Annotated in this window: 18 protein-coding genes and 1 tRNA gene; 15 read left to right on the top strand and 4 right to left on the bottom strand. The window is 67.3% G+C overall.

Annotated features, from left to right (window positions below; all coding sequences use genetic code 11):
* Positions 1 to 85 precede the first annotated feature (85 nt).
* From ACK4TE_RS02225 to ACK4TE_RS02285, 13 genes are all read left to right on the top strand, one after another.
* Complete coding sequence (locus ACK4TE_RS02225) at positions 86 to 3,082, top strand: tape measure protein (RefSeq protein ID WP_409909842.1); 2,997 nt, start codon at positions 86 to 88, stop codon at positions 3,080 to 3,082.
* Complete coding sequence (locus ACK4TE_RS02230; RefSeq protein WP_409909843.1) at positions 3,082 to 3,576, top strand: DUF1833 family protein; 495 nt, start codon at positions 3,082 to 3,084, stop codon at positions 3,574 to 3,576. The genes ACK4TE_RS02225 and ACK4TE_RS02230 overlap by 1 nt, the downstream gene beginning before the upstream one ends.
* Positions 3,573 to 3,962 carry an NlpC/P60 family protein gene (locus ACK4TE_RS02235; RefSeq protein WP_409909844.1) on the top strand — a complete coding sequence of 130 codons (390 nt, stop codon included), beginning with the start codon at positions 3,573 to 3,575 and terminating at the stop codon, positions 3,960 to 3,962. The genes ACK4TE_RS02230 and ACK4TE_RS02235 overlap by 4 nt, the downstream gene beginning before the upstream one ends.
* Positions 3,947 to 6,292 carry a host specificity factor TipJ family phage tail protein gene (locus ACK4TE_RS02240; RefSeq protein WP_409909845.1) on the top strand — a complete coding sequence of 782 codons (2,346 nt, stop codon included), beginning with the start codon at positions 3,947 to 3,949 and terminating at the stop codon, positions 6,290 to 6,292. The genes ACK4TE_RS02235 and ACK4TE_RS02240 overlap by 16 nt, the downstream gene beginning before the upstream one ends.
* Positions 6,289 to 6,774 carry a hypothetical protein gene (locus ACK4TE_RS02245; RefSeq protein WP_409909846.1) on the top strand — a complete coding sequence of 162 codons (486 nt, stop codon included), beginning with the start codon at positions 6,289 to 6,291 and terminating at the stop codon, positions 6,772 to 6,774. Before ACK4TE_RS02240 ends, ACK4TE_RS02245 begins: the two co-directional genes overlap by 4 nt.
* Positions 6,774 to 8,216, top strand: a complete 1,443-nt coding sequence (locus ACK4TE_RS02250; RefSeq protein ID WP_409909847.1) for a putative Ig domain-containing protein — start codon at positions 6,774 to 6,776, stop codon at positions 8,214 to 8,216. The genes ACK4TE_RS02245 and ACK4TE_RS02250 overlap by 1 nt, the downstream gene beginning before the upstream one ends.
* A gap of 159 nt (positions 8,217 to 8,375) precedes the next feature.
* Positions 8,376 to 11,438 (top strand): hypothetical protein, encoded by a 3,063-nt coding sequence (locus tag ACK4TE_RS02255; RefSeq protein WP_409909848.1) that lies wholly within the window; start codon positions 8,376 to 8,378, stop codon positions 11,436 to 11,438.
* Positions 11,435 to 11,983: a TIGR02594 family protein gene (locus ACK4TE_RS02260; protein ID WP_409909849.1), complete on the top strand. Its 549-nt coding sequence runs from the start codon at positions 11,435 to 11,437 to the stop codon at positions 11,981 to 11,983. The genes ACK4TE_RS02255 and ACK4TE_RS02260 overlap by 4 nt, the downstream gene beginning before the upstream one ends.
* 11 nt (positions 11,984 to 11,994) lie before the next feature.
* On the top strand, positions 11,995 to 12,483 hold the full coding sequence (locus ACK4TE_RS02265; RefSeq protein ID WP_409909850.1) for a hypothetical protein: 489 nt from the start codon (positions 11,995 to 11,997) through the stop codon (positions 12,481 to 12,483).
* A gap of 55 nt (positions 12,484 to 12,538) precedes the next feature.
* Positions 12,539 to 12,862 carry a hypothetical protein gene (locus ACK4TE_RS02270; RefSeq protein WP_409909851.1) on the top strand — a complete coding sequence of 108 codons (324 nt, stop codon included), beginning with the start codon at positions 12,539 to 12,541 and terminating at the stop codon, positions 12,860 to 12,862.
* A 109-nt stretch (positions 12,863 to 12,971) separates the two neighbouring features.
* The gene (locus ACK4TE_RS02275; RefSeq protein ID WP_409909852.1) at positions 12,972 to 13,253 is read left to right on the top strand and encodes a hypothetical protein; all 282 of its coding nucleotides are present in this window, start codon (positions 12,972 to 12,974) and stop codon (positions 13,251 to 13,253) included.
* A gap of 4 nt (positions 13,254 to 13,257) precedes the next feature.
* Complete coding sequence (locus ACK4TE_RS02280) at positions 13,258 to 13,734, top strand: hypothetical protein (RefSeq protein ID WP_409909853.1); 477 nt, start codon at positions 13,258 to 13,260, stop codon at positions 13,732 to 13,734.
* A gap of 69 nt (positions 13,735 to 13,803) precedes the next feature.
* Positions 13,804 to 14,169, top strand: a complete 366-nt coding sequence (locus ACK4TE_RS02285; protein ID WP_409909854.1) for a hypothetical protein — start codon at positions 13,804 to 13,806, stop codon at positions 14,167 to 14,169.
* Positions 14,170 to 14,304: 135 nt separating this feature from the next.
* Here the strand turns inward: ACK4TE_RS02285 and ACK4TE_RS02290 are convergent, their stop codons facing one another.
* Together ACK4TE_RS02290 and ACK4TE_RS02295 are read right to left on the bottom strand one after the other, a co-directional pair.
* Complete coding sequence (locus tag ACK4TE_RS02290; protein WP_409909855.1) at positions 14,305 to 14,937, bottom strand: hypothetical protein; 633 nt, start codon at positions 14,935 to 14,937, stop codon at positions 14,305 to 14,307.
* 146 nt (positions 14,938 to 15,083) lie between these two features.
* A tRNA-Pro gene (locus tag ACK4TE_RS02295) sits at positions 15,084 to 15,160 on the bottom strand.
* 267 nt (positions 15,161 to 15,427) lie between these two features.
* Between ACK4TE_RS02295 and ACK4TE_RS02300 the strand changes: the two genes are divergently transcribed.
* On the top strand, positions 15,428 to 15,982 hold the full coding sequence (locus tag ACK4TE_RS02300; protein ID WP_409909856.1) for an N-acetylmuramoyl-L-alanine amidase: 555 nt from the start codon (positions 15,428 to 15,430) through the stop codon (positions 15,980 to 15,982).
* Here the strand turns inward: ACK4TE_RS02300 and ACK4TE_RS02305 are convergent.
* Both ACK4TE_RS02305 and ACK4TE_RS02310 read right to left on the bottom strand, forming a co-directional pair.
* Entirely contained in the window at positions 15,979 to 16,881 is a 903-nt protein-coding gene (locus ACK4TE_RS02305; protein WP_409909857.1) for a rhodanese-related sulfurtransferase, read from the bottom strand. The two genes, ACK4TE_RS02300 and ACK4TE_RS02305, sit on opposite strands and share 4 nt — an antisense overlap.
* 40 nt (positions 16,882 to 16,921) lie before the next feature.
* Positions 16,922 to 17,302, bottom strand: coding sequence for a VOC family protein (locus tag ACK4TE_RS02310; RefSeq protein ID WP_409909858.1), 381 nt, complete (start codon positions 17,300 to 17,302; stop codon positions 16,922 to 16,924).
* Between the two features lie 208 nt (positions 17,303 to 17,510).
* Here ACK4TE_RS02310 and ACK4TE_RS02315 point away from each other — a divergent pair, with 208 nt between their 5' ends.
* Entirely contained in the window at positions 17,511 to 17,996 is a 486-nt protein-coding gene (locus ACK4TE_RS02315; protein WP_409909859.1) for a flavodoxin family protein, read from the top strand.
* Positions 17,997 to 18,298 lie beyond the last annotated feature (302 nt).

Here is an 18,298-nt window from a genome sequence, read left to right on the forward strand (position 1 = left end):
GGAAACCTCCGGCGGCGGATCCTCGCTCGGCGGCCTGTCGAAAGACGAGGCCGCTGCCCTTCTCGACAGCCACGGACTCTGACGCATGGACCAGGACCTAGATCGCCTGCGCACGATCTTCGAGGCGGATATCTCCCGCTTCGAGCGGGCGATGAATACCTATGCCAACCGCACGGAGGCAGCGGCGCGCCGGGCCGAGAAGTCGTTCGGCGATGCGAACAAGCGCATCGCCCAGTCTACCGATGCGATGGCGCGCGATGTGCGCCGTGCGGTTGTGGGTCTGGCGCTGGCCATCGGCGGGCGGGAAGTCCTGCAGTATGAAGAGCAGTGGCGCAACACGATCAACACGCTCAATCAGTACAAGGATGTTCTTGGAGAGGCGACCGCGTCTGCCTCCGATCTCAACCAGATCGCCTATCAGGCGGCGGTTCCGCTGGCCTCGCTGGGCAACCTGACGGGCGCCGCGGCGCGCGCTGCGCGCGATCTCGGCATGAGCCGCAAGGATGTGCTCGACTTTGCCGACAGTGTGTCGAAGGGCGCGCAGATCGCGAACAACGGCGCCGCGGCGGTGCAGGGCGCCATCGTGCAGCTCAGCCAGGCGATTGCCTCGCCGCGGGTGCAGCTGGAAGAGTTCAACTCGATCGTGACCGGCACACCGCGCCTCGCCCAGGCGTTTGCGGACGGGGTGGCGGTGGCCGAGGGCTCTATCTTCAAGCTCAGGCAGGCGATTGCGGCTGGTGAGGTATCCGGCGGTGACCTGTTTGCCGGCCTGCTGTCGCAAGCGGACAAGCTGCGCGGCGAATTCGACACGATGACCACGGGCGTCACCGAAGCGTTCATCCGTCTGCAGAACAAGCTTATCGAGTTTGTCGGCTCGAATGAAGGCGTGAAGGACAGTGTTCAGGCTGTCGCCGGGGCCATAGAATTCCTGGCCAATGACCTCGACGGGTTTGCAAATGCAGCCGTATTGGCGGCTGCGGTGCTGGGCGGTGTGTTTGCAGGCCAGGCGTTGATGGCTGTCATCACTGGATACGGGGAAGTCACGAAGGGCGCCAAAGGCGCAACGGCTGCAGTTCTCCTGTTCAACAAGGCGGCTGCTGTGTTCGGGGGTCCAATCCCTCTCGTGATCGGCGCGATCGTTGGCGCTTTCGTGTTGCTGGCGCAAAACGGCACGCGGCTGACGCGAGCAATGGAGGATGTCGAGGCCGCCACTGCCGGGGCCAACAAGGCACTGGCAGCGACCGAGAAATATGTCGATGCCGATCTGCTCACACAGCTCGGCGATTCCGCAGAAGGTGCGGCGCCGAAAGTGAGCCTTCTCGGCGGCAAGCTGCGCGAGGTTGCCGATGCGCTGCGCGATGCGACGATCCAGCAGTTCCTGCAGGAGCTGCTCGACCTGCAGACGCAGATCTCGAACGCCAATGAGGCCATCACCGAAGCGCAGGCGGCTCGCGAGAAAGAGCGACGCCGCTCCGTCTCGAATGCAGGTCTCGGCACACAGGTGCGAGCGGCGTCCGGCCAGGACGTGGGCGATATCGACGCGCCCGACTTTGACCAGGCGGTTTCGGATGCGAAGGCGGCCCTGTTCAACCTGCAGAAGCGCCAGAACCAGATCGGTATTTCGGTGTTCGGCGAAGGGCGCGGAAAGGAATTCACCGACGCTCTGCTGTCGGGCGATATCGGCGCAGCCTCGGAGCTGCTGCGCAAGCGGCTCGACCAGCTGACGGGCGCGGCCAGCGAAGGCGGCGGCGCGCCCGTCACGGCCGACGACAGCGCCATCAAGGCGGCGCAGCAGGTGCTCGACCAGCTCGCCAAGGCCTACCGCGACACGTTCGAGACGGAGCGCGAGGCGCTGGCCCGCATCCGCGATGAACGCCTGGCGGCCATCGATCTCGTCGCCAAGTCTGAGGCCGACCGGGAGGCGCGCCGCAAGGAGGCGCTCGACCTCTACGCCCTCGCGCTCGAAGAGCTCGACATCCAGGAGATCAAGGCCGACCAGGAAGAGTTCGACCGGGAGAAGGAGCGCGAGCGCCTGCGCGCCGAGCGCCTTGCCGGGGAGAAGGCCTATCTGGCCGAAGTCATCGATTCCCGCGACCGCATGTTCGGCCGGGTGCAGCAGATCGCGGCGCGCGAGTATGAGCTGCGCAAGGCGGAGATCCAGCGCGAGATCACCGACAAGGCGTTGCAGCAGGAAGCCCTGCTGGCGCTGGAAGAGGAATATGGCGAGCAGCGCCGGCAGGTGCGCGCGGAGCTCCTGACGCTCGGCGATCCGGAGAACGCGCTCGAAACCGAGATCAGCCGCATCCGGCGGGCTGAGGAGGCGAAGCTCGCGGCGCTGAAAGACGGGCTGGCGGCAAAGATCATTGCCGAGGAAGAGTACGAGGCCCAGCGCCAGCGCCTGTCGGATGAAACCGACCGGCAGATCCTCGAGGCGCGCCGCGCGACGGCCAGCGCCCAGCTCTCGGCCTATGAGGGCCTGTTCGCGAATGTCGGCGAGCTGTTCAAGCAGCTCGGCGGCGAGCAGTCGAAAGCCGCCCGCGTGGCGCTCGCCATCAGCCGGGCCTTCGCGATTGCCGATTCGACGATCAAGATCGCGCAGGCAACCTCGCAGGTGCTGGCCGATCCGACGCAGGTGACCCTGCCGCAGAAGATCGCGGCGGCGGCCGTCATCGCGGCGCAGGGCGCTTCGATCATCGCGGCGATCGCCGGCGGCGGCAAGGGCTTCGCCCAGGGCGGCTATGTGACCGGCCCGGGAGGGCCGCGCACCGACAGTATCCCGGCGCGCCTGTCGAATGGCGAGTTCGTCGTCAATGCCGAGGCGACCCGCGCCAACCGGCAGCTGCTGGAAGCGATCAATGCCGGCCGGTCGATCCCGATGGCGATGGCGGCGCCGGTGCTGCGTGCGCCGGACATTAGGGTCATCAACAATGCGCCGGGTGTCATTCCGCGTGCCCAGCGCTCGGCGAGCGGCGAGATCGAGGTGATCATCGATGCCGTCGCCCAGGATATCGCGCGCGGCGGCGGGCGTGTCGGCATGGCGCTTGAGGGCCGGTATGGTGTCAATCCGGCCTGGGGGTCCTGATGAGTGAACCCAGCGCCCGGCAGAAACGCATCTGGACAACCGCGCCGGTAGACGACATCCCGCGCGAAGTGCTGAGCCTGGTGCATCCTCACTTCCAGCGGACGCATCACCTGACGACGCACCGGGAGGCCTTCTGGTGCGAAGTGCGCGGCGAGCGGGTTCAGGCGGTGCCGCATGGTTTCGAGGTGAAACTGCCAGCGCTGGATGATTCCGGGCGGTATGAGCTGCAGATCGCCCTGTTCAATTCCGGGCCGGGTTTCGCCCGCGAGCTTGCCGCGGCAGGCGCCAGCGCTCAGCCGGTGTTCGCCGATTACAACGTCTACGGATCAACCGGCGAGGCGCCGATCCGCCCCGCGCTGCGTTTCGAGCTGACCGCCATCGGCGCGCAGGGCCTGTCGGTGACGGCATCGGCAACGCTTGGCGATCTCGTCAACGTGCCGTTCCCGGTCGACTATTACCGGCGCGGCCTCTTTCCGGGTCTCGACCGGATATGACGCCGCCGGATGTGATTCACGCGCTGCAGGGCGTGCGCTATGTGCCGGCCGGGCGCAGCGCCGAGGGGCTCGATTGCTGGGGTCTGGTGCTCGATGTCTGCCAGCGGCTCGGCTGGCCGTTGCCGCCAGATCCGCTCGAGGCGGCGGCGAGCCCCAGCGCCCGTGCGGCGATCTTCGCGCGGCACATGGTGCCGGATGACTGGAAACGAACAAAGCCGCGCGACGGGGCCATAGGCTTCTCGCCCTCAATGGACCGAGCCCTGCATGCCGGCATCATCGTGGCGGGCGGGCTGCTCGACACGGCCGAAGGCCGGGGTGTGCGCTGGACGCCGATCGCTGAACTCAACCTTGCGGACTGGGAGTTTGCCTGTTGGGCCGGATCCTGATTGTCGATGATCTGACGGCGGGCCTTCCGCCGCGGGTGATCCTGCATACGGGCCCGGTCGAGGCGTTCCTGGCGCAGCACTGGCCACAGGGCTTCCCGCGGCCGCCGGCGGCCTTCTGGAACGGGGAGCGCGCGGGCGACGAAGTGTTTGACCGCGACATGGAAGCCGCCGACGAGCTGGTGCTGGCTTTCATGCCGCGCGGGCTTGACCCTGTGACCTGGGCGATCATTGCCGTTTTCGTGGTGGTGACGGTCGCCGCGACTTTCCTGCTGATGCCGAAAGTTCCGTCCCCGGACGGAAACGGCCGCGCAGGCAGCGTCTATTCGATCGGGCTTTCGGCCAACGAAGCGAAGCTCAGCGCGCCGGTGCCCCTCTGTTATGGCCGCGTGACGCGCACGCCGGATTATGCAGCGCAGTCTTACCGCTGGTATGACGGCAACCAGGAGGTGCGCGCCTTCCTGCTCTGCCTCGGCGCCGGTGAGCTGGAAGTCGATGCGGTACGTCTCGGCGAGACGCCGGTGACGGACCTGCCGCCCGGCCTTGCCGAGTGGCGCGTCTTCCGCCCCACCGATCACGGCCAGCGCCTCGGCGCGGTCTCGGCCGCTGCCGGCGTCTGGGAGAACGTCTTCACCTCCGGCGATGTCTCCAGCCAGGAGCTGCTGCCGCCGAAGAAATTCCAGGCTCGCGCCCGGGCCAGCTATGCCGGCAGCGTCTTCACCTTCGAGGATCTGTCGGTGGCGCAGACGGCCTCGCCCGGCGACACGCTGGTCGTGCGCAAGAGCAGCGCGAATGGCGACTATACGGTCGTCTCCGTCAGCGGCCCGCGCGTCACCGTGCAGGGGCCGCTGTCCGGCTCCGGCGCCGGCGAGTTCGATCTTGCCATCGTGTCGAACGGCTCGGTGATCCTCGGGCCGTTCGTGACCAATCCGCCGCGCACGCGCACACGCCGCATCGAGATCGATGTCGAATGGCCGGGCGGGCTGAATGACCGCGACGATCAGGGCAAGATCAGGTCCTGGCAGGTGATCCTGACGGCCTGGCTGACGCCGATCGGCGATGATGGCGAGATCCTTGGGCCTGACCGCGTCGTGACCTTTACCGAGCGCGCGGCGACGATGACGCCGCAGCGCCGCACCTGGCGGATCGATGTGCCGGAGGGGCGCTACCGCATCCGCCTCGGCCGGACGGATTTCGAGAACCGGGGCCGGGAAACCGACCGCACGGTGTGGACCGGGCTCAAGGCCTGGCTCGAGATCGATACGGCGGCGCGCGCCTATGGCGATGTGACGCTGATGAGCCTTGTGGTGCGCGGCGCGCAGGAATTGTCGGAGACGGCGCAGAGCCGGATCTTCGTGACGACGCGGATGTATGTGCCCCGCCTCGGTACCGACCAGAAAATCCTCAGCGCCAACCCCGCAGACATCCTCGCCGATATCATGCTGAACCGCTCCGGCACGGCGGCGCTCTCGATCGAAGGCGTGCACACCGAAGCGCTGGAAGCCTGGCGCACGAGCCTCGAGGGCAGCTCCGGCTTCAACGGCGTGTTTGATACCCGCCAGACGCTATGGGCCGCCCTGCAGGGCGTGGCGCGGCGTGGCCGGGCGGACCCGGTAATGCGCGGCGGCCGCCTCAGCGTCGCGGTGGACGGGCCGAAGCCGGTGCGCCGCGGGCTTGTCACGGCGGACACGGTGATCGCCAATTCGCTCAAAGTGCAGTGGGCGTTCCGCCGCCAGGGCGACCCGGATGGCATCGAGCTCGAATGGCGCGACCCGGACACCTTTGCCGAGCGCCAGGTGCGCTGGCCTGCGGACTGCCTGTTCCCGAAACAGGTGAAGCCGCTCGGCTTCACCGATGAGGCCGAGGCGCTCGCAGAGGCCAGGTACCTCTGGGAAGACCTCACCCGCCGCAACATGGAGGTGAGCTTCCAGACGACCGATGCGGCCAACCTGTTCGGCCGGTTTGACCGGATCGCGCTTGCCCATCCGATGTTCGACTGGGGCGCTTCGCTGCGCCTGGTGCGCGCGCAGGGCCGGATGCTGCAGGTCAGTGGACGCCTGCCGGAAGGTCCGCTGATGGCCGTGATCCGCAGCCCGGAAGGCGAGCCGTCTGCGGTACTCGCCGCGACCGGGCTTGCCGGCGGGATGCTGGAACTGGCCGAGGTGCCGCCGGTCGAACTGACCGGGGATTCCGGCGGCGTGCCGACGCTGATTGCGGTCTCGGCGCCGGATGCCGCGCTGATCGATCTGACGGTGCGCAAGGTCGCCCCGTCCGGCCGCGCCTTCCAGGTGACGGCCGCCAATTATGTCGAGGATCTCGGGGAGAGTGCATGACCAGGCTTCGCTGGCCGCGCGCCCTGCCGCGCCCGATCTTCCAGACGCAGACGCTGGCGCCGGATTTCGGTGTCGAGGCTTTCGACATGGATTCCGGCTGGCAGGAAGAGCGCCGCCGGTTCAGCCACCTGCCGGGCGTCCACAGCTTCGCCCTGCGCCTGTCCGCCCTCGAGCAGGACATCCTGCTGGCCTTCGCCCAGAAGGTCGCGGGCGGCGTGTTCGAGGCCGATCTCTGGATGCCGGGCATGAGCCGGGACGGCTGCGAGACCTTTGCCTGCCGCTTTGTCTCGCTGGCCCAGTCCGGGGAGATCACGACCGGGCGCTGGCGCTGGAATGTCAGCCTGCGGATCGAAGCGCTCAACCCGGCCAACTTCGACGATCTCGCCTTCCTGGCCGAGTATGGCGAAGAGGCGCTCAGCGCCGCCAATCTTTTCGACACGCTGGTCAATGAAACCATGCCCGACCATATGGGAGCCGCCTGATGCCCGCACCGACCGCCCAGCAACTGATCGATGCCGGCACGGATGTCACGACCCTCGGCACCGTGATCAATGCGCCCGCAGATCATGGCGGCGACGGCACGGTGACGACGCGGCGCGGCGGCCCGGTCAAGACGCTCGCCTGGTATCTCGCCCAGCTCGATACGCACCGCCTCGCCGCCGCTGCCCTGGTCGAAGACCTTGACGGGCAGGAGGCCGCCATCGCCGCGATCGCGGCGGCGCTCGCCAGCGGCCAGCCCCTCGACCTCATCATCGATCACCTGGATGACCTGATCGCGGCCTCGGGCATCTACCCGGTCGCGCTCGGTGAGCATGACGCGCTCGAGGATGAGGTGATCACGGATCCGCGCGTGACGGTGATGCACGAGGACGAGCGATACCGGCCGCGCGTGCTGCCGCATACGATCACGCTGCCCTTCGATCCGGAGGATTTCTACCTGATGGTCTCGCAGGGTGCCGCGTCGGCCTTCGTACTGGCGGAGCTCCGCCGCCTGGCCACCTATCACCCGCCGGTCGCGCCGGATTTCGGGGTCAACCGGTCCTATGCCTTCGAGGCCGGATCCTCGGGCACGATCGTCGATCTCAACACGCTGGTCACCGATCCGGATTCACCGGCCGAAAACCGCAGCTTCGAAGCGCTCGGCGCGCTGCCCACGGGCGTGACGCTGACCGGCGCGATCCTCGCGCGCAGCGCCCCGCCGATCCAGGCGCCGGCGGCCGTCACCTTCCGCGTCACCGACGAAAGCGGGCTGACCGATACGGTGACGATCACGCTGCACAGCTATGACCCGCTGAGCCCGCCGACAACGCCGCCGGTCTGGGTGGCGCTGCCGGTCTGGAACGTCACGGCCGGGACCGGTGTCGGCTTCCTGCATGCCCGCAGTTTCATCATCGCGGGCACGACGCCTGTGCATGCCCTGACGATCACGGCGACCGGTGTGCCGCCGGGCCTGTCGGTGAGCGACGGCGTGCTCTCCGGCGTGCCTTCGGCGGCCGGAACCTACACGATCACCTGGACGGCCATCGACGCCTTCGGGGCCGAAGTCGAGGCGCTGCAGACGGTCAATGTCTCCGCCGGCGCGGCGCCGGTCTGGGCCTCGATCCCTGCCATAACGCTTAACCTCGGCCAGACGCTGCCGCCGGTGCGGTATGGCACGTATCTCAGCGGCGCGCCGTTCGCGGTGAGCGCCCTGACGCTCGGCGTCTCCGGCCAGCCGGCGGGCACGGCGCTCTCCTCCCGCGAGCTGCGCGGTGTGCCGACCGCCACCGGCACCTTCACGGTGACGGTGACGGCGACAAATCCCTCCGGCGTCTCGTCGCAGATCAATCACACGATCACCGTGCTGCCGGCGCCGTCCGGCGGCGGGGGCGGCGGCGGGGGCGGCCCGGGCGGCGGCGAGTTCGAGCGGTTCGAGCCTTATTAGAACTGCTCGCGGTGATCGCCGGGCGTGCGCCCGGCGCCGCTGCGCCTGCGCGTTGCTTGTGTGCTCGCGCCCTTCGCGTCGCGTCTGAGGCTCCGGGCCTCTCCTTTCATCCGTGAGCGGACGGCTGCGGATTTCATCTGACAACTGAGGAGTGCTTCCATGGCGTATGACCTGCGCACGTCTGCGATTCCGGCAATCTCCAATGCCGACACGATCAACAAGCCGAACGTGCTGCCGGAATTCGGGGCGCCGGACACGGTCGAAGCGCTGCGCGACCGGCTGCAGGATCTCTGGGACCAGACGGCGGTCCTGATCGCCCAGGCGCGTTCCACCGAGGTCCGGTATCCCGAGCGCTTCCTCTGGGAGACGCTGGAGGCGCTGAACATCTTCGACATGAGCCACGGCATCTCGCTGCCGTCGAACCCGGCGGTCGGCAAGCTGCACGGCGACTATTCACAGCCCGACATCCCGCTGCGCCCGCTGGTCTGGGACGGCGAGGACTGGGTCAGCTATCTCGAGGACATCCAGCCGGGCGGGTCGATGCTCGATGTCATCCTCGCGCCCTTCCTGGTCAACCAGCAGGTCGTCAATGCCGGCAACCAGGAACTGGTGAACAATCTGCGCACCGAGCTGCGCGGCGGGGTGGCCGAAGCCCGCGACACGCTGCAGAAGCTCTCCGACGCCATCGATGCGATCGCGATCGATACCGAAGACCTCGCGCTGACCGGCGTGCCCACCGCGCCCACCGCCGCCTTGGGCACGAATACAACCCAGATCGCGACGATGGCGGCCGTGAAGGCGGCGGCAGACGCCGCGGCCGCCGCATCGATCCCGCTGGCGCAGAAAGGCGCCAACAGCGGCGTTGCCTCGCTGGACAGCGGCGGCAAGGTGCCCGCGGGCCAACTGCCCTCGTATGTCGATGATGTGGTCGAGGCGGTCAACTTCGCCGCGCTGCCCGGCCCTGGCGAGACTGGCAAAATCTATGTCACGCTGAACGACAACAAAATCTATCGTTGGTCGGGCTCCGCCTACATCGAGATTGTCGGATCGCCCGGCTCGACGGACGCGGTGCCGGAAGGCGCGGTCAACAAGTACTTCACCGATGCGCGGGCGCAGTCCGCGCTCTCCGCCGCGCTTTCGGGCAAGCAGAACCTGCTTTCGGGCACCTCCGGGCAGGTGCTGGCCTTTGACGGAGCCGGTGCGCCGGTCGCGCGCAACGCGCCGCAGCGGCTCTCGACCTGGCACTTCACCAGCGATGGTGTCACGGACTGCACCGCCGCGCTGCAGACCTATCTGAACCTTGGCGGCCGCGTTCACCTTGCTGACGGCACCTATGTCGCGACCGCGCTCACGGTTCCGGCCAATACCGAGCTGACCGGCTCGCGAAACGCCATCCTGAAGAAAGCTAATACGGCCGGCACGTTCATCACCGTCGATGGGGACAATGTGACGCTGCGCGGTTTCACCGTCGATGGCACGCACACGGACGAAACCCGCGCCTCCGGCTATATTGCCAACCATATCGGCATCTCGTGCGTGGGCACGTCGAGCTTGGACCGGAAGGGCATCCGCTTCGAAGACCTGCTGGTCAAGAATTTCGGCGACAAGGGCATCTATACCCGCTGGACGGATGGGCTGCGCTCGATCCGCAACCGCGTCGAGCGGTGCGGGTATTCCGGTGAGGAACACCTCTCACCGATCAATGGCGAGTGTCTCGACTGCCATTGGGAAAACATCTTCCCCGGCCAGACCGGAAACGACAATGCCTATGGCGGCGTGATGACGGCCAGCGGCACGGACCGCGTGCCGCAGAATTCGGGCTTCACGGGCTGCACGGCCAAGGATGTCACAAGCTGGGTCGGGATCGACATCCATTACGGCCGCAACTGCTGGATCGAGCAGGGCGAAGCGATCGAGTGCGCCGAAGGCGTCACGTACCAGAACAGCATTTCCGGCGCGCCGGGCGCGAACATCGATGTCAACTTCAACCGGGTGCGCGCCTGGGCCGGCGAGACCAAGACCCGCGACGGCCGGGCCTATACCAAGACCGGCGGTATCGTTATCGTCGGCGCCGCGACCGGCGAGCGGGCCACCAATGTAAACGTCCGCGGCAACACCCTGATCAATTGCGGCGACACGCGCCCGGGCACCGGCGGCGCGATCCTTGTCCGCAACGTCGATGGCCTGCTGGTGACGACGAACGCGCTGACCGGCTCGCACCGGGCCGCGATTTCCCTCCAGCAGTCGGACGCAAACGGCTCCTGCATCAACGCGACGGTCATGGGCAACACGATCAACGGCGTTGCCCAGCACAATTCGGTCTGCCGGGGCATCGACATGTCGGCCGGTACGCGCGGGGTCTGCGCGCTCAACGAAGTCACCGCACTCGCCACCGGCACGCAGGAGGTCTACCAAGAGCCGGGCGCAACGCAGCCCGTGCGCGTCCTGCACGAGCTGCCGGACCGCCTGCAGGCCGCGCGGACCTATTATGTCCGGACCGGCGGCAGCGACTCGGCGAGCGGCCTGCTCGACACCGATGCCGGCGCCTTCGCCACCTTGCAGAAGGCCATCGATGTGGCGGCGGGTCTCGACACCAACGGCTTCGATGTCACGATCGTGGTGCGGTCCGGCACGCACGCCTCAGCTGCGCTCAAGTCTATGCGGGGCGGCGGCTGGCTGGTGATCCTCGGCGATACGGCCACGCCGTCGAATGTCGTGATTGCGGGCAGCAGCCTCTCGGCGATCCGGGCCTCGGCCGTGTTCGGCAATTACCGGGTGCTCGGGGTCAAACTGCAGACCACAACGGCCGGGTCCGGGATCGACCTCTCCGGCGCGGGCATCAATCTTGAATATGGCAACTGCGACTTCGGGGCCTGCGCGGACCATCACATCAGTGTCAGCCGGTCGAAGATCAAGGCGATCAACACCAACGCGATCACCGGGCAGGCGGCGACGCATATCAATGCGCTCCAGACGGCGGATGTGGACATCACGTCCTTTGCCTACACGCTGAGCGGCACGCTCAACTTCGGGACGGCGTTTGTCCGCGCGCTGCGCAACAGTTATGTCGGCGCAAACGGCGCGAGCTTCACAGGCGGCACGATCACCGGCACCCGCTACATTACGCAGGAAGGCTCCGTGATCTTCACGGGCGGCGGCGGGGCCAGCTTCTTCCCGGGATCCGTCAATGGCACCGAGGCGAGCGGGGGCGTCTACGCATGACGGCGGCGCTTCTCCCCCGCGAATACCACTGGCTCGCCGCCGAGCCCGCGCCGCGCATGCTGCTGGAAGGCCTCAAGACCTTCGGCACGCTGGAAGGTCCGGGGGCGGAGGATCATCCCGTCATCATGGGCTGGGCCAAAGAGGTCGGCGTCCCGAAGATCGAGCAGGTCTTCACCGCCGACTCGGTGCCGTGGTGCGGCCTGTGGATGGCCGTCATCGCAAAGCGCGCGGGCAAGCCGGTCAATCCGAACGCGCTCTGGGCGCGCAGCTGGCTGAACTGGGGCAGCGCCGTCGCCGAACCGAAGCTCGGCGATGTGCTGGTGTTCCGGCGCGGCAACACGTCCGGCCATGTCGGGCTCTACGTTGGCGAAGATGACGGCGCGTTCCACGTCCTCGGGGGCAACCAGGGCGACAAGGTCTCCATCGTCCGCATCGCCCGCTCGCGCCTTCTCGGCGCCCGCAATCACTACGCTATCGGCCAGCCGCCCAACTGCCGCCGCGTGTTTCTCAAGACCACGGGCACTCTGTCTACCAACGAATCCTGAAAGGACTCCCCATGTTCGACACGCTTAGAAAGCGGGCCCTTGTGGCCCTCGCCGCCGTCTTCAGCCTCGGCAATATCTCCGGCTGCGCCCTGATCCCGATGGACAGCCTCTGGAAAACGGCGGGCGGTATTCCGTATGCGGAAGTCTGCAAGGGCGCCGACGGCATCGAGGGCGGCGCGGCCTGCACGCTGACCTGGTACCAGTCGGCGCTGTCCGCCGGCAAGGAGCTCTGCGAGCTCTCAGCCACGGAGCGCGACCCGGAATATGTCGCCGCGCTCGAATCCGCCTGCCTGAAGGTTGCCGCCATCGATGCGCGCGTGACGCCCACGGCGGTGGTCGCCTGGGGCCTGCTCGGCGATGTCGCCGAAGCGCGCACGCTGGCCGCCGGTGATGAGGGCCAGGTGGCCAAGGCGATCGCGGCGGCCCGCCAGCTCGAAACCTTCTGGCGCGAGCGCGGGCCGGAGATCTCCGAGGCCGTCAACGCGATGCGCGGCGACTAGCGCCCGCGCCCCGCTCCTTTCCCGAAACCCTAAAGCACAGGAGGCCTGATCCCTCATGGACATGGTCAAGACCCTCAAGAAGTTCGGCGATGTGAAAGACCTCGCCTTCGCGATCATCGGCGCGAAGTCCGATGCCAACGCGATCTCGGTCGCCGAGAGCTATATCGACCGCGGCCTCGGCTGGCTGACCGCCGCCGCCCAGGGCAAGGCGTCGATGGACAGGAACCTCGACGCCGACGCGGCGCAGCTGCGCCGGATCATCGATGGCGGTTACCGCCGCGAGGACATCGACGCCGCGCGCGCGCGCCTGCGCGAGACCAGCGCCTCGATCCAGGCCGAAGCCGCCCGCATCGAGGCGAAGAAGTCCGGCAAGGGCTGATCCCTTCGGGGCGCCGGGGGCGGCGTCCCGGACCCGCGCCCGGCCAGCCGCCTGATGATGTCAGGATCCGGCCGGGCGCACCTTCCTCCCGCATGCAAAGGAGCCTGACATGGCCAAAGCCACCTATCCCGCCGAATGGGGCCTGACGCCCCTGGAGGCGGCCTATCTCACCCGCCTGCGCTCGGGGAAGATCCTCGGCCCCGGCAATTTCTCCGAGCTGCATCCGCGCGTCGTCACAGACGTGCGCGGCCGGGTGCGCAAGACGATGGCGCAGCTGCGCCGTAAGCTCGACCCGCTGGATGTCGAGATCACGACGAAATGGCATGAGGGCTGGGTCCTCGGCCGCGCCGCCCGCGCCCGCCTGACGGGCCTGCTCAACCTGAAAGGCTGAGCGCGTGAGGGACACCGCGCCGGAGGCGGCGCCGGAAACCGCTCAGGAGCGCGACGACCGGGCCGCCATGCCGCCCGCCCAGTCGCCGCCCTGGGGCCGCTATACCGCCGTGATGGCGGGGCTGGGGGCCGTCTCGGTATACCTCATCCAGAACTGGGGGAGCATCGAGCCGGTTCTCGAAAGCCCCTCGGTGATCGTCCTGTCGATGCTGACGGTCTTTGGCCTCGGCGGGCTGTCGGCCTACTGGCTGCTTGCCCGGCCGTATGAGCAGCGCCTCTATGCAGCAGAGAGCGTGATCAAGCGGCTGCGCGTCGATGAGCGCCAGCTGCTGGTGCGCGAAGGTGAGCTGAAGGCGCAGGTAAAAGCGCTGGAAGTCACCGTCCAGTTCCTGCGCGAAGAAATGCAGCTGCTGAAACAGCAGTTCGAAGCGGCGGTGCCGCCCCGCCAGTCGCGCCGTACTCCAAAAGTGCCGAAAGGCTGACCTGTTCCGCGACGCCGGTGATGCGGTTCCTGTCCGGCATTCTCCACCCTCCGTACAAGGATGACTCCCATGCAAGACCCCAATACCATGACCTTTGTGGCGCGCGCCGCCGCGAAGGATGAGCAGCTGAGCAAGATCCGCCAGCACGAAAACACTGAGGCGCGCCTGAAGGCCGAGCTCGCCGCCACCGAAACGCAGCGCGCCAAGGATGAGGCCTACCTGGTGCAGGTCGCCCTCGCGGACGCCGCGGCCAACCAGCTCATCCTCGAGCGCTATGCGCATCACCTGCCGCCGCCCCCGCCGCCTCCGGCGCCGGAGCCTGCGGCTCAGGAAACACCGCCTGCCGCCGATCCTGCGCCCGCCGCTGACCCGGCGCCTGCGCCCGCCGCCGATCCTGCGCCTGCCGCTGACCCGGCCGCGCAACCTGCCTCCTGACAGGGAGCCGGCCGGGCCGAATCCTCCCCTGCGCCCTGCCGGACCTCAAGCCCGCCGCCCACTCCCGGGCGGCGGGCGCTTTTTCCATTTCCGGGGTCAGATTATGCACGATCCTATGCATGACCAGCGCGCTCGCTATTCGGGCTTTGTTTCAGGAACATCCGTACCATGAAGATTTTCCGCATCACTTTCCGCGATTTGGCCTTCTTCAAGGGTGGCTTTTTTACCGGGTTCTACACGGGCGTGCTGGGTTTCGGGTGGCTGATGGTCGTCATCGGTTTGATATCCTTCACCTGACGCCGCTTCGATCAGGGCGGCCTGCACTTTCGCCTGCTCCATGAACACGTTGATCTCGTTCTTCGTGTAGTTCACGAGGCTGCCGCTGGTCACATATTCGAAGACAAGCAAGATGAAGATCATCACGGCGGTCTGGCTAAACTCGCCGGCTTTGGCGCGGCGCAGAATCGCCCCGACTTCAGGTGCAACTTCGGAGACCGCATCGATCAGGCCGCCATCGCGAAAGTTATCTTTCCTGGCGTCCTCAAGTATTGATTTCAGCGTTCGTCGTGCGTCCCGATTGAGCGGCCGGATAGCGACGACGATCTCGTCAACCATGTCATAAACGCCATCGATCGAGCGCGCTCGCCCTCCGCAGTAGGGGCAGGTTTCCCAGTTGTTCGCGAAATGGATGTTCTTCGCGCCGACGATGCGAAATGCTCTCGACGTAAAAACGGTCCCGCACTTCACGCACTTCATGGGCAAGGTCATGTGGCACTCCAAGGTGGTACCGTATCCGCCCCTGAGTCGTGCGATTTGTAAAACAATGGGGGGCTGGATGCGTGCCCGGACAGCAGGTAGCTGTAAACCGTCCTGTAAACCGCTTGCCGTTGATGCTGCCTAAAGCCTTGAAAAGATGGTCGGAGTGAGAGGATTCGAACCTCCGGCCCCTAGCTCCCGAAGCTAGTGCTCTACCAGGCTGAGCTACACTCCGCCGTCCATCGGCCCGGACGGGCGCCCATGGCCCGCGCGGGAAGCCGCGTGTTTACGCGCGGCGCCGGATTTTGCAAGGGGCAAATGCGGCGCTGTCCGGCCTCTGCTGGTTGACCCCGGCCCGGCTTCGCGCTCCCCTCTGGCCATGCGCTGCCCGCTTGTCCGTCTTGCCGCCTGTCTGGCCCTTCTGGCCGCCTGTACGGCCGTGCCGCAACCGGGTGCAGTGCCTCCATCGGCTGCCAGACCGCCGGAGGCAGAAGCCGGCCTCGTGATCGACCGTCTGCCGGAGGATTTTCCGCATGGCGGCGAGCCGCGCCTGGCTGAAGAGATCGACCTGATCGTCATCCACACGATCGGCGGGCCCATGTGCCGGAACGGGGAAGTGTTCTTCACCCCGGCCAGCGGCAGCGCCGTGTTCTGGCGCGACTGGTTTCTGGATCAGCCGGACAGGAGCATCCATTATGTCATCGGGCGGGCGGGCGACATCGCCCAGCAGCGCCCGGAGCTGCGCACCGCCGGCCATGTCAGCTTCGGGGGGGTGATGCAGCGCGTGAACCAGCGTTCTGTCGGCATCGAGCTGGTCAACCGCGGCGACGGGATCGAGCCGTTCCCGCCCGCGCAGATCGCCGCCACGAAGGCGCTCGCCGCTGTCCTCGCCGGCCGCTATGGCCTCGGGCCGGAGGCCGTGGTCACACATGCGGCGCTTGACACCCGGATGCAGGCCGATTGCGGCGGCCAGCCGCTGCGGCGCAATCTGGATCCGGGCCCGCTGTTTCCGCTGGATGAGGTCCGCGCGGCGATGGCGCGCGAAGAGGCGCGCTAGGAGGCGCGTGTGCGGGCCAGCGCCATCTGCCGCTGGCGCTCGGCAAAGCGGGCCCGCTGCCCATCCGTCATTTCGCTGATGCAGGCCGGGCAGGAGATGCCCTCCACATAATCCTTGTGCTGACGGCCTTCGGCTGAAACCGGCCGGCCGCAGGCATGGCACAGGCTATGCGTGCCCGGCGACAGGTCATGGCGCACGCTGACGCGCTCGTCGAATACGAAGCATTCTCCGCGCCAGAGGCTTTCCTGCTCCGGCACGGTTTCCAGGTATTTCAGGATACCGCCTTCAAGGTGGAACACGTCCTCGATGCCTTCGGCCTTGACGAAGCTGGTCGCCTTCTCGCAGCGGATGCCCCCTGTGCAGAACATCGCGATCTTCGGCTTGCGGCCTTCGCTTTCGAGCCGGGCGCGGAACTCCCGGAACCAGGCCGGAAAGTCGCGGAAACGATCCGTCTGCGGATCGATAGCGCCTTCAAAGGTGCCGATGGCGACCTCGTAGTCGTTGCGCGTGTCGATCAGCACGGTGTCCGGATCGGTAATCAGCGCGTTCCAGTCTTCCGGCTTCACATAGCTGCCGACGAGCGTGTTCGGGTCAGTGCCGGGCACACCCATGGTGACGATCTCGCGCTTCAGGCGCACCTTCAGCCGGCGGAAGGGCATTTTTTCGGCCTCGGCAAACTTCGCCTCCAGCGTCTCGGCGCCGGGCAGGGCGCGCAAGCGGGCAAGCGCTGCGTCAATCGCCTCGGGCGTGCCCGCGAGGGTGCCGTTGACGCCTTCCTCCGCCAGCAGCACGGAGCCTTTCACGCCCAGCCCGCAGAACGCCGCTGCCAGCTCGGGCTGGCGCTCGCGATAGTCCGGAAAGCGGAAGAACTTGTAGAAGGCGGCGACGCGGAAACTCATGCGGCGCCTTATGGCAGAGGCAGGGCTGGCGGAAAATGCCCTATGGCATCTCGGTCAGGCTGAGGTTGTTGCCATCGGGATCGTTGAACCAGCAGACTTTCACCGCCCCGCCGGGGGCAGACCAGACCCCGTCCGCATCCTGTCCGAAGCCCGGATAGACGAGGAACTCGACCCCCTTCGCCTTCAGGGCCGCCATCGCGGCGCGGATATCCGGCACGGCCCAGCCGAGCACGGTGTGCGCCCCGGCCTGCCAGCCCTGCACGGTGGTGAGGCGCAGCGTGGTGCCGGCAAGGTCGAACACGGCAGCGAAGTCGTCGGTCGAGACAGGGGTGAGGCCCAGCACATCGCGGTACCAGGCGCTCGCGCGCTTGTGGTCCGGCGTCAGGACGAAGGTGATGGCCTTGGCGGTGGTGAGGGACATGGGCGGGCTCCGGGGTTTGGGTGAGGGTAGCACGGGGTTTCCCCCTCCGTCTCGCACCTTTGGTGCGATCCACCTCCCCCGCTTCGCGGTGGAGGAAAGCCGTTGCATTGGGGCGCGCCCTCATCCTCCCCTGCAAAGCGGGGGAGGTGGCCCGCATGGCCGGAGGGGGCTCTCGCTATCCGCCCCCGGCCCGGTTTAGGATGGGCCCATGAAACAGCTCCTCATCCTTTGGCATTCGCGCACCGGGGCGGCGGAGGCTATGGCACGTGCGGCGTTTGAGGGCGCACGGGGCGAGGGCGCCGCGCGGCTCGTGCGCGCGGCCGAAGCGGGGCCGGAGGAGATGCTGGCCGCGGCGGGCTACCTGTTCGCGGCGCCGGAAAACCTCGCCGGCCTCTCCGGCGAGATGAAGGAATTCTTCGACCGCTGCTACTACCCCCTGCTCGGGCGGATAGAGGGGCGGCCCTATGCGCAGATGATCGCGGCGGGATCGGACGGGCAGGGCGCGGCGCGGCAACTCGCCCGCATCTGCACCGGCTGGCGCCTCCGGGAAGTGCAGCCGGCGATGATCGTCAACACGAATGCTCAGACACCGGAACAAATCCTCGCGCCCAAGACGCTGGACGCTGCCACGCTGGCGGACTGCCGCGACCTCGGCGCCGGAATGATGGCGGGGGTGGCGAGCGGGATCTGGTGAGCGGCAGCGCCACCCCCAACGCTAACCCGCAGCCGTGAGATTTTGCCCGTCTTTCAGGTCATCAGGCGGCACTGATGTGCGTGCGATTTCCGCTGTCCTGGGTTGACCGTTTTGGCATCCGTTTGACCAGGAACATCCGCAGGCAGAGATCAGAGTCCATGCGCCGGATGAATCAATGGCGTTGGCATCTTGATGGGGTGTTCGCGAAGAGTCGCGGCGGCACGCCGCGCTTCGCGGATGGCAGGAACTTCTTGATGCCTGACGCCTGGTCGCGCGCGAGTTCCGGGTGCGGGTTGGCATTC

The sequence above is a fragment of the Hyphomonas sp. genome (genome assembly GCF_046313975.1).
Lineage (GTDB): Bacteria > Pseudomonadota > Alphaproteobacteria > Caulobacterales > Hyphomonadaceae > Hyphomonas.